The following is a 16982-nucleotide window of genomic DNA, read 5'->3' as shown; positions in this document are numbered from 1 at the left end:
CCGACGTTAGTTCATAGCCCCCTCTTATTCATCCTTTTTTGGTTTATTTTTTTCCTTGACATGGCGGTTCCCCTGCCATTGCACCGTCCGAGGCGCCGAAGTCGAGGGTGCCGGGCGGGCGTGTCGCGGCGACGACCACGGCGCCCCTCACCACGGCGCCGGCCGCCCGCAGCGCCCGGGCCGCCTCGGCCAATGTGGCCCCGGTGGTGAGCACGTCGTCGACGATGATGCACGGCCGGCCGTTCACCTCCGGAGCGAACAGCCCCCGGCGGACCCGCATGGATCCCCGCACCCGCTGTGCGCGGTCCCCGCGGCCCAGCCCCTTCTGTCCGCCGGGCGCTCCCCGGGCTCCCGGGAGGCGGTGCGCCGCCCCGGACCGCAGCCCGGGCAGAGCCTCCCCTGCCGCTCCCCCGGCCGTCGCGGCAGCGGCCCGCAGTCCGGCCTTCCGGAGCGCATGGACGGTCGTGAACCCGGTGCCCGGCCCGCTTCCCGGGGCCCGGATCCGCCGCATCCTGCCCAGCAGCACGTGGACCGGGCTGAAGCCCCGCTTCCGGTAGGCACCCCTGCTGGTTGGCACGGGCACGAGCAGCAGCCCCGGGGCCTCCCCGGCAGCGGCCCGAATGGCCCTGGCCAGTCCTTGCGACAACACCTCCGCAAGCTGTCCCTGGCCGTGGCTCTTGAAGGACAGGACGGCCTGCGCCAGCTCTGCCCGGTACGCGCCGGCGGCCACGACTGGAAGGAGCACGGAGCCGTCCACATCCATCAGGGCGGGTGCCTGGGCCTCTGCCCGGAACGGCCGGCGCATCAGCAGCCGGACCTGTCGTTCGCAGCCCCCGCAAAGCGCCCGATCCTCAGCGCCGCAGCAGACGCAGTCGACCGGTGCCGCGAGTGCCAGCACCTCGCCCGCCGCCCCATCCACCAGCCGCGCCAGTGCCCGGCGGTAGTCCCCGCGGTGTCTCGCCGCGGCCGTTGCCGCCGGTGCCAGATCAGGGTCAGTGATGGCACTGATCCGGCAGCCGCCGCGGAATCCTCTGAAAGTCCCCACAGACACTAGGTTCCGTCGGCCCGGCATATGGCGGCAGGGCCGTGGCACGCCATGTGGAAAAGTCGTCCCTCCCGGAGACCCTGTGGTCCCTACCCCGGATAGGACGGGTCGACCGGGCCCTTGAGCTGCGGCGACCAGCCGTTGCCGGTCCGCTGGAAGATCCCTTCCGTGGACTGCGCGTAGATCTCCTCCCGGCCGTTCCCGGCGCTGAGCGCCGTGAGTCCCGGCCATGGTGCAAGCTGCTGCGGCTGGGACGCGGTGAGCGACAGCAGTTCAGGGGTGACGGATTCGCCCGGGGAGCCCTTCATCACGGCGACTGTGCTGTCATCCACCCACACACCCTGGTCCGGATCGTTGGTCGCCAGCAGGGTTATTGGCACGGTGAGGTCTTTGGGCGTGCCGTCCGCGGCACGGACCACCCCCGCGACCTGGACCTTGGTCTCGCCGTTCTGCTCCGTGAGGACAAGGGCGCGCGTGCCCTCGCGGGAGACCCGGAGCTCCTTGACGGACCGTCCGGCGAGCCAGGCCGGGGACAGCGTCACCGCGGGGACGCCTGAGCCCGCCGCCACGCCGACGGGCCGGTGCGCGATGATTTCCGTAGCGCCGTTGGCCCCTGGCCCCGCCGTCCAGACCCAGTCGTACCAATCAAAGGAGGGCCGGGTCAGCGTGGAGCGGGTGGTCAGTGCCCTGGCGGGCTGCCCGGGCACTACGGAGTACAGCGTGCCGCGGCCGGCGTTGAGGAAGGCCGCGGCCTGCGAGACGGGTGACTCCGCCGGGGCCCGCGGCGCCAGTGCCGCGACAGGCTGGATGTCCGGAAGCGGCGAGATCCGGTTGTTCTCATACCGGACCAGGCCGTTGTCGCTGACGGCGATCTGACGGGCCGGAACGTACTTGTCCCGGATCGGCGGGAGAACCGAACCGTTGTCCTCGACACGCACCAGGTCCTGGTTGGCCCGGAGCTCAACGTTGATGACATCGGGCTGGCTACGGAAGGTCAGGGCAAGCTGGGTCTGCATCCGCAGCCGGTCCTCGTTGGACGCCTCCACGAGGTCCTTTGCCGTGAGGTCCACCTGGGCGGCGCCGGAGACGACCGGGACAGACTCGCGGGCCAGCTTGATGCCGGAGGGGAAGGCGCTGACGACGGCACCCTTGAGGTACGGGGCCGGACCGCCGAGGAGCGCGCTGGTCATGGCCTTGACGGTCTTCTTCTTGATGAACCACCGGACATCCGGCACCGCGTAGGTGAAGGTCGGGTCATAGAAATAGATCGGGTAAGCGCCGTAGATGACCTTGAACGTCTCTTCCGGGATCGCCGTGCCGTCCGGGAGTTCCGCAATCCGCCATTCACCGTCCACCTGGGTCAGGGTGGCAGGGATGTTCTCCTTGGTGCCCTCCGGCAGCTGGGTCGCCACCCCGTCCGCGTCGACGGAGTAGGAAACGTCCAGTTCATAGTTGAAGACGTTTTCGACGCCCGTCGGCACAACGCGTGCGGCACGGAAGACGAGCGCCCGCTGGTCCGGCTTCCAGGTGACCGACGATGCCTGGGTCAGGTACTGGCGCGCCACCGCGTAGTCGTCCTCGTAACCGCTGCCGGCGAGGTAGAAGTCCTCGATGACGGCTTCCGGCGCGGCGCCCTCACGCGGCGCGGACGGGAAGAAGACGGGGGCATTCTTGGGGTTCCCGGCGCTCTCGTCAGTGCTTTTTCCCACCGGACCCGAGCGGGGGATCTGGGCGCATGAGGTCAGCAGGAACAGCAGGACTGCCAGCAGGGCGGCCGCCGCGCGGGTGGTTGTCCGGATGGAAGCGTTCATGACCCGTCCTTCCTTCCGGTTCCGGCTGTTCCGGGGACCGTGGCTCCGCTTCCGGCCGCGCGGCCATCCCGCGTCCCGGCGTCGGACGTGCGGGCGGCGTCGTTCCGGCCGTCGGTGCGTGGCGGCGGCGAGTGGTCCAGCAGCAGCATGGTCCGGTCGCTGCCTGCACCCTGGACTCCGACGTCGACCGGCTCCAGCTGGAGGGGGGACTTCGCGATGGTCTCGCCCTGGCGCAGCGCGAGGGTGAGGCGGAAGTTGGCGCCGCCGCCTTTCCTCCCCCAGGCCTGCAGCCAGCCGTTGTGAAGTTTCGTGTCCTCGGCGGCGATGGACAGTCCGAGGCCGCTGCCTCCCGTGGTGCGCGCCCTGGCCGGGTCGGCACGCCAGAACCGGTCGAACACACGGGCCGCTTCCGCGGGGGTCATGCCGATGCCGTGGTCGCGGACGGCCACGGCCACGGCATTGTCGTTGGCGGCCACGGAAATATTCACCGGACGGCCCTCGCCGTGTTCCAAAGCATTCAGGACGAGGTTGCGCAGGATCCGGTCGATTCGGCGGTCATCCATGTCCACGATGATGCTGCCCGCGGGCGCGTTGAGGGTGACCTCGGAGCCGTACTCGGCGGCCACCGGGGCCACGCCTTCCATCACATGCGAAACGAGCTGCACGATGTCTCCCGGTTCAGCGTCGAGCGTGGCCACCCCGGCATCGAAGCGGGAGATCTCCAGCAGGTCGGCCAGCAGGGACTGGAAACGCTCCACCTGGTTGTAGAGCAGCTCCGCGGAGCGCTTGTTGATGGGGTCGAAGTCCCCGCGCGCGTCGTAGAGCACTTCGGCGGCCATCCGCACGGTGGTGAGCGGGGTCCGCAGTTCGTGCGAGACGTCGGAAACGAACCGCTGCTGCATCTGGGACAGCGTGGCGAGCTGGGTGATCTGCTCCTGGAGGCTGGCGGCCATGTGGTTGAAGGAAGCTCCGAGCCGGGCCACCTCGTCCTCGCCCTTGACCACCATGCGTTCCTGCAGCTGGCCCGCGGCGAGCTTCTCGGAGACGAGCGCGGCATGGCTGACGGGGCTGACGACGTTCCGGGTCACGTACCAGGCGACCGCGCCGATGAGCAGCGCCAGCACCGCGCCGCCGGCCAGGAGAACGTTCTGGATCTCGTTGAGGGTCTTCTGGGCCGTATTGAGGTCATAGATCAGGTACAGCTCGTAGACCGTGCCATTGAAGGTGACCTTGTTGCCGACGGCAATTCCGGGGCGATCCTCGGTGCCCACCGGGAACTCCGTGGAGGCCCAGAACTGCTCCTTCCCGGAATCCTGCACGGCCTTGCGCAGTTCCGGCGGAATAACGCTGATGGTGAGCTGGTCCGAAGCCCGCGATTCGACCCAGCGGTTGCGCGGTTTGGTCTGTTCGGGCATCGCCTCGAAGACGTACCGCCGCTGGATCACGGAGCCGCGGCCCTCGACGGCGTTCAGGGTGTCATAGACGAGCGTGATGACGCTGGACTGGTCGGTGACCTGGGCGCCGTCGAACGTGTCCTGGATCTGCTTGACGTTGTAGCGCGTCTCCGATTCGGCCTGGACGAGCCGTTCCTGGAAGAGGTTGTTGGCGATCTGGTTGGACAGGTACGCCCCGACGACGGCGAACGACGCGACCGCAAGCATGAGGGTCGTCAGTACGGTTCGGAATTGCAGCGACCGCCGCCACTTGCGGTGCAGTGAGCGCAGCAGGTAGCGGATGCCCGGAAGCAGGCGCGCTGCGCCGATGCTGACCAGACGCGTCACCCGCACGCCCACAATCCGTGCGCGCTTCACCCAGAGCCGGGTGCGGAAGCGCATGACCTGCCAGCCGGCGGCGAGGCCTGCAGGGCGAGGGGCGGCCGGTGCTGCAGCGGGTCCCGTGGTGCCAGATTCGGTGGTGCCGGATTCGGTGGTGCCGGGTCCGACGTCGGCCGGCCCGGAGGGGGCCAGGTCCGCCGCCGGGACGCTGGAAGCGGGCGCCGTCACGCCCGGTTCGCCGAGGTCAACAAAGGTGCGGGCGGCGTTCTCCGGAGCGCCCCGTTCCAGCGGGGCGCTCACCGGACCGGCTCCGGGGCGGCCGTCCCGCGGTTCAGGAACCTGCTTTGTAGCCGACACCACGGACCGTCAATACAACTTCGGGGGCTTCCGGGTCGCGTTCGATCTTGGACCTCAGCCGCTGGACGTGGACGTTGACCAGCCGGGTGTCGGCTGCGTGCCGGTAGCCCCAGACCTGTTCCAGGAGCAATTCCCGGGTGAAGACCTGCCAGGGCTTGCGTGCCAGCGCGACCAGCAGGTCAAATTCCAGGGGCGTCAGCGAGATGCGCTCGGTGCCGCGGCTGACCAGGTGTCCCGCGACGTCGATCGTGACGTCCGCGATGCGCAGCGTCTCCGGTGCCTTCTGGTCGCCGGGACGGAGCCGGGCCCGGACGCGGGCAACCAGCTCGGCCGGCTTAAAGGGCTTCGGAACGTAGTCGTCGGCCCCGGACTCAAGTCCGCGGACCACGTCCGAGGTGTCCGCCTTGGCGGTAAGCATCACGATCGGCACGTCGGACTCGGCCCGGATCTGGCGGCAGACTTCAATGCCGTCAATGCCCGGGAGCATGAGGTCGAGCAGCACGAGGTCCGGCTTGGCGGAGCGGAAAACGTCCAGCGCCTGCCCGCCGTCAGCGCAGAAGACGGGCTCGAACCCGTCATTGCGCAGCACAATACCGATCATCTCGGCCAGCGCCTCGTCATCGTCCACTACCAGAATGCGTGCCTTCATATGTATATATTCCCCTATTGAAATGGCTTTGTCGTATTCGGCGGTGCCCCGGCATGGCGCCGCAGGCACCCGTGCCACACATCCACGCTGCTGCGCGGCGTCCTGCCGGCTGTGACAAACCCCGCTCCGTCCCGCATGCTGTGGACAGGAACACATCAACCGGCCAGGAACCCCAGGAGGATTCTGTGAGCACCCCGATCTACCAGCGCGCCCTCGGCACTGACTATGCCCGGCTGCAACCGGAGCTGCAGGAGTATTTCTCGCTCACTCCCGGCTCCGGCCGCTACGGCGTCGGCGAGGGCGTGTTTGAGGTGGTCGGCTGCCGGCAGAAGTGGCTCCGTCCGCTGCTGCGTCTCGCCACCGGCGAGGAGTCCTTTTTCCCGGAATACGGGGAGGGCATCCGGTTCCGGATCGAGAACCACGCCCATCTGGACCCGTTCGGCCGTTCCAGCCTCACGGCCCGGCGCGAGATCTTTTTCCCGGGCACCACCCGCGTGTTCCACGACACCACGAGCTTCGATGATTCGGGCAGCCGGCACGGGCTGGTGGATTACGTCGGGCGGTACCGGCGGCTCGTCACGGACCTTTTCCCCAGCGTCACTGCCGGGGGCCGGCTGCGCGGGGTTTCGGAGGCATCACGGCTGTTCCTGGGTCCGCTGCGGATTCCTCTGCCGGGCGCCTTTGATGCCAAGGCCTACGCTGAGCAGTGGTGGGCGCCGGAGGAGGGGCCGGCCGGGAAGCACCGGATCCAGGTGAAGGTGATCCAGCCGCAGCTCGGGCTGGTCCTGGTCTACGCCGGGCATTTCGACTACCGGCTGGAACCATATCCGGGCGGCGTGGCGGCTCCGGGCTACCTTCCGGACCACGCCAGGCCGGACCGCTGGGAAGGCCGCAGCTGACGGTGCCCCGTGCCGGCGCTGCGTCCCGGCGCTATCCGAGCGCGAGCTGGTTGAGTCCGTCGGCGACCTGGGTCAGCCTGGTCAACACCGCCGTCGCGGCCGACGGCGAATACCGGGCCAGCCCTTCCGAGGGCGTCACCCGCAGGGCGCCCAGGGTCGAGGCCGGCAGTCCCAGCTGGCGCCACGGCCGCCAGACGGTTTCCACGACGTCGGCCACGCGGGGGAGCGCTACGGCGGGGTTGGAGACGTCCAGGGCACCGGCCCACAGCCGTTTGCCCGCCTCCACCGCGCCGGCGAGCTGTTCCCATTGGCGGGACGTCAGCGCCCGGAGGGGCACGGCAATCCCGTCGGCCCCGGCGGCCAGGATCCGGTCGAAGGGCGCCTCGACTTCGGGGACGGAGACAACAACCTCGACGGCACCGGCCGCCCGGAGGGCATCGATGACCAGCTGCCAGGCGTCGGTGGCCTCCCTGCCCGGCACGGAGCGCAGGCTCCGGTAGCCGCTGGAGGTGGGAATAGTGCCGGCCAGCACCGAAGCGATCTCCGGCTCGTCGATCTGCACGGTGATCCGCGCCCCGGGGGCCGCCACAGCCACCCGGCTGAGGTAGCTGCCGGCACCCGCCGCCAGGGAGGCCGCCAGGTCCCGCCGGGCGCCGTGGTCGATGAGGGCACGTTCCCCGTTGTGCAGGTGCAGGCCCGCGGCGAGGCTGAGCGGACCGCGGAGCTGGACCTTGATGTCCTGCGCCGGGGTGTCCTCGGCGCCGATCACATCGGCGAGGATGTTGATGTCCGTGGACAGGGCAGAACGCGCCCGCTTGAAATCCTTCCCGGGCCGGTCCACGATCCGCCAGCCATAGGGCTGGACGTCCACGGCCAAGTCCACCAGCAGGGACGCTGTCCGGCCGAGCGCGTCGGAGCCGACGCCCCGGTCGGGGAGCTCGGCCAGGAAGGGCAGGTGTGGGCTGCCGAGCTCGCCGCGGATGATCCGCGCGGCCTCGACCGGGTCTTCGCCGGGCCAGGTGCCCAGGGCGGTGGCGGTGACCTGTTCCGGCTCCGCGGCCAATGGTGCGGCCACGGCTAGGCGGTGGCGGAGACGGCCGGGCCGGCCGCCCCGGGGACGTGGCCGGCAGACCCGGAGCGTCCGGCATCCGAAGCCTGGGTACCGGCAGCCTGGGTACCGGCAGCCAGCGAGGCTTCGTGGTCCTCGGCAATGGCCTCGTGGTGCCGGATGACCTCGCCGATGATGAAGTTGAGGAACTTCTCGGCGAACGCCGGATCCAGGTGGGCCTCCGCAGCGAGCCGCCGCAACCGCGCGATCTGCGCCGCCTCCCGGCTGGGGTCTCCGGCGGGAAGCTGGTGGGTTGCCTTGAGGAATCCGACCTTCTGGGTGGCCTTAAAGCGCTCCGCGAGAAGGTAGACGAGGGTGGCATCGATGTTGTCGATGCTGGAGCGGATCGACAGCAGCTCCGCCATCACCCCGGGATCCACCTGACCGGCCAGCGAGCTGGCCCCGGGGTCATAGGAATCGGCGTCGGGATGAGTCTGGTTCTGCTCGGTCATTGACCCAGTCTAGGGGCACCGGCGCTAATCACTTCTGCTGTTAAGTGCCGGCGGCACGGCTGGTACACGAGCTTCCTGCGCGCCGCCGGACGCCGCTTCCGTGGGCGCACGACGGGACATGCCCACCGTTCGCAGCGAACGGTGGGCATGTCCCCGGGTGCTGCCGCCAGTGCGGCCTAGCCTTGAAGCACGGCGCGGAATTCCTCCCGGCGCCGGGCCTGCTCATCCGGATCCGGAACCGGCAGGGAGGCGATCAGCTTCTTCGTGTACGCGTGCTGCGGATTGCCCATGACCTGGTTCCCGAGCCCCTGCTCCACCATCTTTCCCTTGTAGAGCACGCCCACCCAGTGGGAGAGGATGTCCACCACGGCGAGGTCGTGGCTGATGAACAGGGCGGCAAATCCGAACTCGGCCTGGAGGTCCTTGAACAGCTCCAGCACCACGGCCTGCACCGACACGTCCAGGGCCGATGTGGGCTCGTCGGCGATCAGCAGCTTCGGGTTCAGGATCAGCGCCCGCGCCAGGGAGGCACGCTGCCGCTGGCCGCCGGAGAGCTCATGCGGGAACCGGTCGGCGTAGGCGGCCGGCAGCTGCACGGCTTCCAGCAGCTCCCGGGTCCGTTGCCTGGCCTGGGCCGGGGTCGGCTTGGTGTGGATGATCAGGGGTTCGGCGATGCAGTCCCCGATGGTCAGCTGCGGATTGAAGGACGCGGCCGGGTCCTGGAACACGAACCCGATCTCCTTGCGCAGTGGTTTGAAGGTGCGCTCCTTCAGGTCGAGCATTTCATAGCCCAGCACCTTCAGGCTGCCGCCGGTGGTGCGGTTCAGGCCCGCGATAGCCCGCCCGATTGTTGTCTTGCCGGACCCGGACTCCCCCACGAGGCCGAAGACCTCGCCCTCGGACAGGGTGAAGCTCACCCCGTCCACCGCCTTGAAGGCGGGGGTTCCCAGCCGGCCGGGGTACTCGATGGTCAGGTTCTTGGCCTCGACGAGCACCTTGCCGCCCTGGTGCGCCCGCTGGGTCAAGCCTTCAGAGGCGGAGTTCCTGCCCAGGTGCGGGACCGCGGCCAGGAGCTTCCTGGTGTAGTCCTGCTTCGGCTCGGCAAAGAGCACCCGCGAGGAGGCCTCCTCCACGACGTCGCCCTGGTACATCACGACGACGCGGTCGGCGAGGTCCGCCACCACCCCCATGTTGTGGGTGATGAGCACGATCGAGGTGCCGTACTGGTCCCGGAGGTCCCGGAGGAGCTCGAGGATTTCCGCCTGAACAGTGACATCCAGGGCGGTGGTGGGCTCGTCGGCGACGATGAGCCCCGGGTTCAGGGCCAGCGCGGCGGCGATGACCACGCGTTGTTTCTGTCCGCCGGAAAACTGGTGCGGGTAGTAGTTGACCCGCGTTTCCGGGTCCGGGATGCCCACCTTGCGGAGCGCCTCGATGGCGCGCGACTTGGCTTCCTTGGCGCTGACCCGGCCCGCTCCCCCGCGGCCGGCGTGCGCGCGGATGCCTTCGGCGATCTGCCAGCCCACGGTGAAGACGGGGTTGAGTGCCGTGGACGGCTCCTGGAAGACCATGGCCACGTCCCGGCCGCGGATCTGCCGGAGCTTTGCCGCACTGACACTGATCACGTTGTTGCCGTTGATCAGCACCGCACCGGAGCTGATGGCGGTTTCGGGGAGCAAGCCCAGGATGGTCTTCGCGGTGACGGTCTTGCCGGAGCCCGATTCGCCCACAATGGCCACGACCTCGCCGGGGTTGACCTCAAGACTTACATCCTTGACGGCGTAGACGTCGCCGGCGTCCGTGGCGAACGTGACCTTGAGGTGGTCGATGTCCAGAACCGGACCGGCACCGGGGCCGGTGCCGTGCTGGTCGATGTTGATGGTCATGAACTTCTCGCTTCTGCTTCGAGTGCAGCCTGGGCGCCGGTGGTGGAATCCGGGCCACCCTTGCCGGAGACCGCCTTCTTGCGGCCCCGCAGGCGGGGGTCGTTAAGGTCGTTGATGCTCTCGCCGACCAGCGTCAGGCCCAGGACGGTGAGGACGATCGCCAGGCCCGGGTACACCCCTGTCCACCAGATGCCGGACGTGGTGTCCGCCAGGGCCTTGTTGAGGTCGAAGCCCCACTCGGCGGCCGACGTCGGCTCAATGCCGAAGCCGAGGAAGCCCAGGCCGGCGAGGGTCAGGATGGCCTCGGAGGCGTTGAGCGTGAAGATCAGGGGCAGGGTGCGGGTGGCGTTCTTGAAAACGTGGAGGCGCATGATCCGGATGTCGGAGGCGCCCACGACCTTGGCCGATTCCACGAACGGTTCCGCCTTCAGCCGGATGGTCTCGGCCCGGATGACGCGGAAGTACTGCGGGATGAAGACAACGGTGATGGAAATCGCCGCCGCGAGGATGCCGCCCCAGAGGCTGGACCTGCCGCCGCTGATGGCGATCGCCATGACGATGGCCACGAGCAGCGGCGGGAAGGCGTAGATCGCGTCGGCAATCACCACGAGGGTCCGGTCCAGCCAGCCGCCGATGTAACCGCTGACCAGGCCAAGGATCACGCCGATGAAGATCGACATGATCACGGCCACAATAATCACCAGGACGGCGGTCTGCGCCCCCCAGACGACGCGGGAGAAGACGTCGTAGCCGCCAACGGTGGTTCCCATCAGGTGCTTTCCGCCGGGCGCTTGCTGTGCCGGGAAGCCGCCCTCGGCGTCGGAAATCTGGGAGAAGCCGAAGGGCGCGATCAGGGGCGCAAAAATCGCGGTCAGCAGGAAGGCCGCTGAGAGGACGAGTCCCGCCACCAGCATGCCCCGCTGCAGGCCTACGCTCTTGTTGAAGTGCGATATGACCGGCAGTCGCCGGAACCACGGTCCCCGCGGGTCTTTGATGGGTTCAGTAACGGCTGTAGTGCTCATATCAGTACCTCACGCGGGGGTCGATCAGCGCGGCGAGAATGTCCACGAAGAAGTTGGTCACGGCCACGATCACTGCGAGGAGGATCACGATGCCCTGGACAGCCACGAAGTCGCGGGCTGTCAGGTAGGTCACGAGCTGGTAGCCGAGGCCCTTCCATTCGAAGGTGGATTCGGTCAGGACCGCACCGCCCAGCAGCACGGCGATCTGGAGGCCCATCACGGTGATGATGGGAATGAGGGCCGGTTTGTAGGCGTGCTTGGTGACGAGGCGGTATTCGCTGACACCGCGTGAGCGGCCGGCCTCGACGTAGTCCTTGCCCAGGGTGCCGATCACGTTGGTCCGGACCAGGCGCAGGAAGATGCCGGCGGTCAGCAGGCCAAGGGCCAGTGCGGGCAGGACGGCGTGTGCCATCACGTCAGCCAGTGCGGCCATGTTGCCGCTGCGGATGGCGTCCAGCCAGTAAATGCCGGTCGGCGATTCGAGCGCGGTCAGGGCAAGCTCGTTCGCGGGCGTGGCCCGTCCGGCGACCGGGAGCCAGCCCAGCCAGACAGAGAACGTCAGCTTGAAGAGCAGCCCGGAGAAGAAAACCGGAGTGGCGTAGCAGAGGATCGCGAAGACGCGCAGCCAGGCGTCCGGGCCCTTGTCGCGCCGGTGCGCGGCGATCAGGCCCAGCGGGATGCCCACGACCAGGGCCACCAGCAGGGCGTTGATGGTCAGCTCCAGGGTGGCTGCGCCGTAGGTGGCGAGCATCTCCGCGACGGGGCGGTTGTCGGACAGAGTGGTGCCGAAGTTGCCGGTCAGGAGCTGGGCCAGGTACTCGAAGTACTGCACAAAGATGGGCCGGTCGTAGCCAGCGGCGGTGATCCGCTCCTGGAGCTGTTCCGGCGGAAGCCGGCCTCCCAGGGCTGCGGTAATGGGATCACCGGTGGTCCGCATCAGGAAGAACACCATGGTGACAAGGATCAGGATTGTCGGGAAGATCAGGAAAAACCTGATCAGGATGTAGCGGCCCAGTCCCCCACCGGACGTCTTCTTCTTTATCGGCAGGAGGCCTTCGCCGTCGGTCGGCGGTGCCTCGATAAGTGTTGTCATTGGTACCTAAATGTGTGTTCCGGGAGCCTTGTGGGCTGCGGAATCGGTTGTCCTGTCTCAGCACCAGAGGCGGGGCGCCGTGTGGGCGCCCCGCCTCCTTGGCTGGTCAGAAGCGGATGGGGAATGTGACCTACTTGGAGATGACACCAAGGCGGGTCTTGAAGGAAGCGTCCAGGGTCTGGTCAACGCCCTTGATGTCCTTGCCGGCGACCATCAGCTGGGCGCCCTGCAGCAGCGGCAGCGTGGACAGGTCCTTGGCGACGGCGGTCTGGGCCTCGCCGAGGACCTTTTCACGCTCCGTCTTGTCAACGGTGGTCAGCTGCTTGCTGATCAGCTCCGTGACGGCGGGGTTTTCGTAGTGGTTCTTCAGGAAGTTGCCGGGGACGAAGAACGGCGTGAGGTAGTTGTCGGCGTCGGAGTAGTCCGGGAACCAGCCGAGCTGGTAGACCGGGTAGACGTCCTTGGTGCGGTCCTTGTTATAGGTGACCCACTCGGTGGACTGCAGTTCAACCGTGAACAGGCCGGACTTCTCGAGCTGTTCCTTGATCATGGCGTATTCGTCGCCCGAGGACTTGCCGTAGTGGTCGGGGTTGTACTGCAGCTTGATGGTGACCGGAGCGGTGACGCCTGCCTCTTGGAAGGCCTTCTTGGCCTTGTCCAGGCTGGGCTTGCCGCTGCCGTCGCCGTACATGTCCTTGAGCGGCTGGATGGCACCGACGAAGCCGTCGGGAACGACGGAGTAGGCCGGCAGGTAGGTGTCCTTGTAGACCTGGCTGGCGATCGCGTCGCGGTCGACGAGGTTGGCCATAGCCTGGCGGACGGCAAGCGCCTTAGCGGGATCGGCGTCGGCGGCCGTGGCGCCGAACGGCATGGTGTCGAAGTTAAAGACGATGTAGCGCAGCTCGCCGCCCGGGCCCTTGTGCACCTTGACCTTGGAATCCTTTTCCAGGTCGGCGGCATCGGTGGCCGTCAGGCTGCGGCCGGCGACGTCGATGTTGCCCTGCTGGACATCCAGCTTGAGGTTGTTCGAATCGGCGTAGTACTTGATGGTGGCGCCGCCGTTGGCCGGCTTGCCGAGCAGGCCCTGGTAGTCCGGGTTGACCTTGAGGCCGACAAGTTCGTTCTTCTTGTAGCTGTCGATCGTGTAGGGACCGGCGAACGGCTTGCCCTTGACGATTTCGTCGTCGGTCATCAGCTTGTCGGCCGGGAAGACCTCTTCATCGATGACCGGGCCTGCGTTGGCGGCGAGGACGCCCGGGAAGACCTGGTCGTTGCCGGCCTTGAGCGTGAAGACCACGGTGGTGTCGTCCTTGACGGCGACCGAGTCGAGGTTGCCCAGGAGGGATGCCGGGCCGTTGTCATCGGCGATGCTGACGATACGGTCGATCGAGAACTTCACGTCGGAGGACGTCAGCGCGTGGCCGTTGGCGAACTTCAGGCCGGGCTTGAGCTTGACGGTGTACTCGGTGGGGCTGGTGAAGGAGGCAGACTCGGCAATGTCGGGAGTGGAGTCGGCGGTGCCCGGCTTGGAGTTGAGCAGGAACGGGTAAATCTGGTTCATCACCATGAAGGAGCCGGCGTCGTAGGAGCCGGCCGGGTCGAGGGTGACGACCTTGTCGGTCGTGCCGTAAGTAATGGTGCCTCCGCCGGCCGCGCTGCCGGTCGCCGCTCCGCCGCCGGAGGGGCCGGTGCAGGCGGTCAGTGCGAAGGCGGATACCCCGGCGAGCGCGATGGCGCTCTGCAGGGCTTTTTTGTTCATTGCCATCTGTGAACTTTCTGTTCGATGAGTACTAGTGCGTTGCCCGGAATGGTTGTTGGTCACGACTCGGGGCAGAACGCTGTCCTGATGGTCTGATTCAACCAGACGACCCGCGGGTGAATCGTTACATCTTGTGAGATGAGACACAAAATTTACACGATCGCACAGATCTCATCATTATCTGCAGGAATCCCCGCGGATTTTCGACAGGGTGCAGGGCGCAGGGCGCCTGCCGGCCCGCGCCTGCCGGGCCGGGCCGCGATACGAATGCGAAAAAGCCGCACACCGGCGGTGTGCGGCTTTCCGGCGGGGCCGGGACGGGGTCGTTCGCTGATACCGGGTGGTTTAGAGTGCGGCCCGCTGCAGTGACCGTGCGGCGTCGATGGTGGCCTGGCCCAGCACACGGCTGCCCTGGTACAGCACCACGGTCTGGCCGGGGGCCACGCCGCGCAGCGGCTCCGTCAGGGTGACCAGGAGGCTGCCGTGTCCGCCGGTGCCGCCGTCGCCAGGACCGCCGGCCGGACCGCCGCCGTCGGCAGGCGGGCGCTCCATCCGCGCCGTGGCGGGCACGGGGTCGCCGTGGGCGCGGACCTGGGCATAGCAGTCGAACTCCTCGCCGGTGGCCACTTCGGCGATCGGCAGCCCGGCCCAGGAGACCTTGATGCCGCGGATCTCGTCGATGGCCAGGAGTGCCTCCGGACCCACCACAACCTTGTTCTCCTTCGGCCGGATTTCCAGGACGAAGCGCGGTTTGCCGTCGGCGGCCGGTGTGCCCAGCTTCAGCCCGCGGCGCTGGCCGACCGTAAAGGCGTTGGCGCCGGGGTGCTCGCCGACCTTCGCGCCGGACTCGTCCACGATGTCGCCGGTAGTCATCTTGATCTTCTCGGCCAGCCAGCCGGCGGTGTCGCCGTCCGGGATGAAGCAGATGTCATGACTGTCCGGCTTGTTGGCCACAGACAGCCCGCGGCGTTCCGCTTCGGCGCGGACCTCGGCCTTGGACGGCGTGTCCGCGAGCGGGAACATGGAGTGTTTGAGCTGCTCATGTGTGAGGACACCGAGAACGTAGCTCTGGTCCTTGGCCCAGTCAGCGGCCCGGTGCAGTTCGGGATTGCCCTTGGAGTCGTTGATCACTTTGGCGTAGTGGCCGGTGCAGACGGCGTCGAACCCCAGGGCGATTGCCTTCTCCAGCAGCGCGGCGAACTTGATCCGTTCGTTGCAGCGCATGCAGGGGTTGGGCGTGCGTCCGGCGGCGTATTCGTCGATGAAGTCCTGGACCACGTCCTCCTTGAAGCGCTCCGAGAAGTCCCAGACGTAATAGGGAATTCCAAGCACGTCGCAGGCCCGCCAGGCGTCGCGGGAGTCCTCGATGGTGCAGCAGCCGCGGCTGCCGGTGCGCAGGGTACCCGGCATCCGGGACAGCGCGAGGTGGACGCCGACGACGTCGTGTCCCGCCTCGACGGCGCGGGCGGCGGCAACGGCGGAATCGACGCCGCCGCTCATGGCTGCAAGAACTCGCATACTGACTTTCTTTGGGGTTCGGGGGGCAGTTACCGGCACCGGCTGCTGCTGCTGCTGCTGCTGCTGCTGGACGCAGAAATAACACAATGCCTGACATGCAAGTCTATCGCCACGCCGAATTCTCACCCAAAAGCCCTTGACGGCCCGGGCACTCCGCTTCTAAAGTCAAGAATAGCTATTTTAGATTCACTGCGGTGATGGATTCACTGCGGTGATGGATTCACTAAGGTGTTGGATTCACTAAGGTGTTGGATTCACTGCGGTGTTGGATTCACTGCGGTGTTGGATTCACCGAGATTTTAAATCCACTACATGGACCGCGGTGCCCCGGTTGTCGGCGGCCCAGGAACCGAGGGCATGATGGCCACTGAAAACATCGTGATCGTGGGCGGAGGACTCGCCGGCGCCACCGCGGCCAGGACCCTCCGCGCCGAAGGGCATGGCGGGCCGGTGATCCTGCTGGCAGCGGAGCGGCACCAGCCGTACCTGCGCCCGCCGCTGTCCAAGGAGTACCTGCTGGGCAAAGCCGGCGACGACGACCTGCCCGTGGTTCCCGCCGGCTGGTACGCGGAGAACGGCGTCGAACTGCGGCTGGGCGCCCCCGTCACGGGAATCAATCCGGCCGCCCGCACCGTGGCGTTTGAGGACGGCCAGACCCTGGGCTACGCCTCACTGCTGCTGGCCACCGGGGCACGTCCGCGGCGCCTTACGCTGCCCGGCAGCGGCCTGGCGGGAGTGGGGACGTTCCGGACCGTGGATGACAGCCTTCAACTGCGCGCCGGCCTGGCCGGTGGCGGCAAAAACGTGGTGATGATCGGTTCGGGCTGGATCGGCCTGGAACTGGCCGCGGCGGCGAGCGCCTATGGAAACTCCGTAACCCTGATCGGGCTGGAAGACGTGCCGTTGGGCGCGGCGATCGGGCCCGAACTGGGCGGCTTCTTCCAATCGCTGCACGAGGCGCACGGCGTCCGGTTCCGGCTCCCCGCCTCCGCCGCCGGGATCACGGGAGAGTCGGGGCGGGTCACCGGTGTTGTCACGGATGCCGGGGAGGTCCTGCCCGCGGATCTGGTGGTCGTCGCCGTGGGAGTGATCCCCGAGGTGTCGCTGGCCGAAGCGGCGGGCATCACGGTGCGGAATGGCATCCTCACGGACCCCTCGCTGCGGACCTCCGCGCCCGGTATCTTTGCGGCCGGCGACGTCGCCAACGCGCTGCATCCCTTCACCGGCGAGCACCACCGCAGCGAGCACTGGTCCAATGCCCTCAACGGCGGCAAGGTGGCTGGCAGGGCCATGCTCGGGCTGGACGCCGCGCTGGACACGGTCCCCTACTTCTACACCGACCAGTTCGACGTCAGCATGGAGTACTCCGGCTTCCCGACACTTACCGCCGGCTGGCCCACGATCCGCGGTTCGCTTGAGGAGAAGGAGTTCCTCGCCTTCTGGCAGCGCGACGGCCAGGTGGTCGCGGGAATGAGCGTTAACTGGCCCCGTTCCGCCAAGCCCCAAAAGGCCATCAAGCAGCTCATTTCAGCGAAAATCCCCGTGCGCCCCGATATCCTCGCTGACCCCGGCGTCCCGCTGGACCGGCTCCTGCCGGACGCCTGAAGG

General features: G+C 67.7%; 13 protein-coding genes. 2 read left to right on the top strand and 11 right to left on the bottom strand.

Features of this window, described 5'->3' with window-relative positions; translation table 11 throughout:
- Positions 1-43 precede the first annotated feature (43 nt).
- From ACZYZ3_RS11980 to mtrA, 4 genes are all read right to left on the bottom strand, one after another.
- Positions 44-1045 carry a ComF family protein gene (locus ACZYZ3_RS11980; protein ID WP_463964037.1) on the bottom strand — a complete coding sequence of 334 codons (1002 nt, stop codon included), beginning with the start codon at positions 1043-1045 and terminating at the stop codon, positions 44-46.
- 89 nt (positions 1046-1134) lie between these two features.
- Positions 1135-2856 carry an LpqB family beta-propeller domain-containing protein gene (locus ACZYZ3_RS11975; protein WP_463964036.1) on the bottom strand — a complete coding sequence of 574 codons (1722 nt, stop codon included), beginning with the start codon at positions 2854-2856 and terminating at the stop codon, positions 1135-1137.
- Complete coding sequence (mtrB, locus tag ACZYZ3_RS11970) at positions 2853-4691, bottom strand: MtrAB system histidine kinase MtrB (RefSeq protein ID WP_463964074.1); 1839 nt, start codon at positions 4689-4691, stop codon at positions 2853-2855. Before mtrB ends, ACZYZ3_RS11975 begins: the two co-directional genes overlap by 4 nt.
- A gap of 271 nt (positions 4692-4962) precedes the next feature.
- Positions 4963-5637 (bottom strand): MtrAB system response regulator MtrA, encoded by a 675-nt coding sequence (gene mtrA / locus ACZYZ3_RS11965; RefSeq protein WP_226761460.1) that lies wholly within the window; start codon positions 5635-5637, stop codon positions 4963-4965.
- 185 nt (positions 5638-5822) lie between these two features.
- On the opposite strand from mtrA, the gene ACZYZ3_RS11960 reads away from it, so the two are divergent.
- The gene (locus ACZYZ3_RS11960) at positions 5823-6536 is read left to right on the top strand and encodes a DUF4166 domain-containing protein (protein ID WP_463964035.1); all 714 of its coding nucleotides are present in this window, start codon (positions 5823-5825) and stop codon (positions 6534-6536) included.
- Positions 6537-6567: 31 nt separating this feature from the next.
- On the opposite strand, the gene ACZYZ3_RS11955 is transcribed toward ACZYZ3_RS11960, so the two are convergent.
- The 7 genes from ACZYZ3_RS11955 to mnmA all read right to left on the bottom strand — a co-directional run bounded on the left by ACZYZ3_RS11955 (position 6568) and on the right by mnmA (position 15356).
- A complete protein-coding gene (locus tag ACZYZ3_RS11955) occupies positions 6568-7611 on the bottom strand; it encodes a uroporphyrinogen decarboxylase/cobalamine-independent methonine synthase family protein (RefSeq protein WP_463964034.1) in 1044 nt (347 codons plus the stop codon).
- Positions 7612-7613: 2 nt separating this feature from the next.
- Entirely contained in the window at positions 7614-8096 is a 483-nt protein-coding gene (locus ACZYZ3_RS11950) for a chorismate mutase (protein ID WP_463964033.1), read from the bottom strand.
- Between the two features lie 176 nt (positions 8097-8272).
- Complete coding sequence (locus ACZYZ3_RS11945; RefSeq protein ID WP_463964032.1) at positions 8273-9982, bottom strand: ABC transporter ATP-binding protein; 1710 nt, start codon at positions 9980-9982, stop codon at positions 8273-8275.
- Positions 9979-11004 carry an ABC transporter permease gene (locus tag ACZYZ3_RS11940; RefSeq protein WP_463964031.1) on the bottom strand — a complete coding sequence of 342 codons (1026 nt, stop codon included), beginning with the start codon at positions 11002-11004 and terminating at the stop codon, positions 9979-9981. Before ACZYZ3_RS11940 ends, ACZYZ3_RS11945 begins: the two co-directional genes overlap by 4 nt.
- A gap of 1 nt (position 11005) precedes the next feature.
- Positions 11006-12097 (bottom strand): ABC transporter permease, encoded by a 1092-nt coding sequence (locus ACZYZ3_RS11935; RefSeq protein ID WP_463964030.1) that lies wholly within the window; start codon positions 12095-12097, stop codon positions 11006-11008.
- 130 nt (positions 12098-12227) lie between these two features.
- Positions 12228-13862 (bottom strand): ABC transporter substrate-binding protein, encoded by a 1635-nt coding sequence (locus tag ACZYZ3_RS11930; RefSeq protein WP_463964029.1) that lies wholly within the window; start codon positions 13860-13862, stop codon positions 12228-12230.
- A 339-nt stretch (positions 13863-14201) separates the two neighbouring features.
- On the bottom strand, positions 14202-15356 hold the full coding sequence (mnmA, locus tag ACZYZ3_RS11925; RefSeq protein ID WP_463964073.1) for a tRNA 2-thiouridine(34) synthase MnmA: 1155 nt from the start codon (positions 15354-15356) through the stop codon (positions 14202-14204).
- 378 nt (positions 15357-15734) lie between these two features.
- On the opposite strand from mnmA, the gene ACZYZ3_RS11920 reads away from it, so the two are divergent.
- The gene (locus tag ACZYZ3_RS11920) at positions 15735-16979 is read left to right on the top strand and encodes an NAD(P)/FAD-dependent oxidoreductase (RefSeq protein ID WP_463964072.1); all 1245 of its coding nucleotides are present in this window, start codon (positions 15735-15737) and stop codon (positions 16977-16979) included.
- Positions 16980-16982: the final 3 nt, after the last annotated feature.

This window comes from Pseudarthrobacter linnaei (assembly GCF_055412825.1).
The sequence above is the reverse complement of the archived record's forward strand: the minus strand, read 5'-3'. Positions and strand labels throughout refer to the sequence as shown.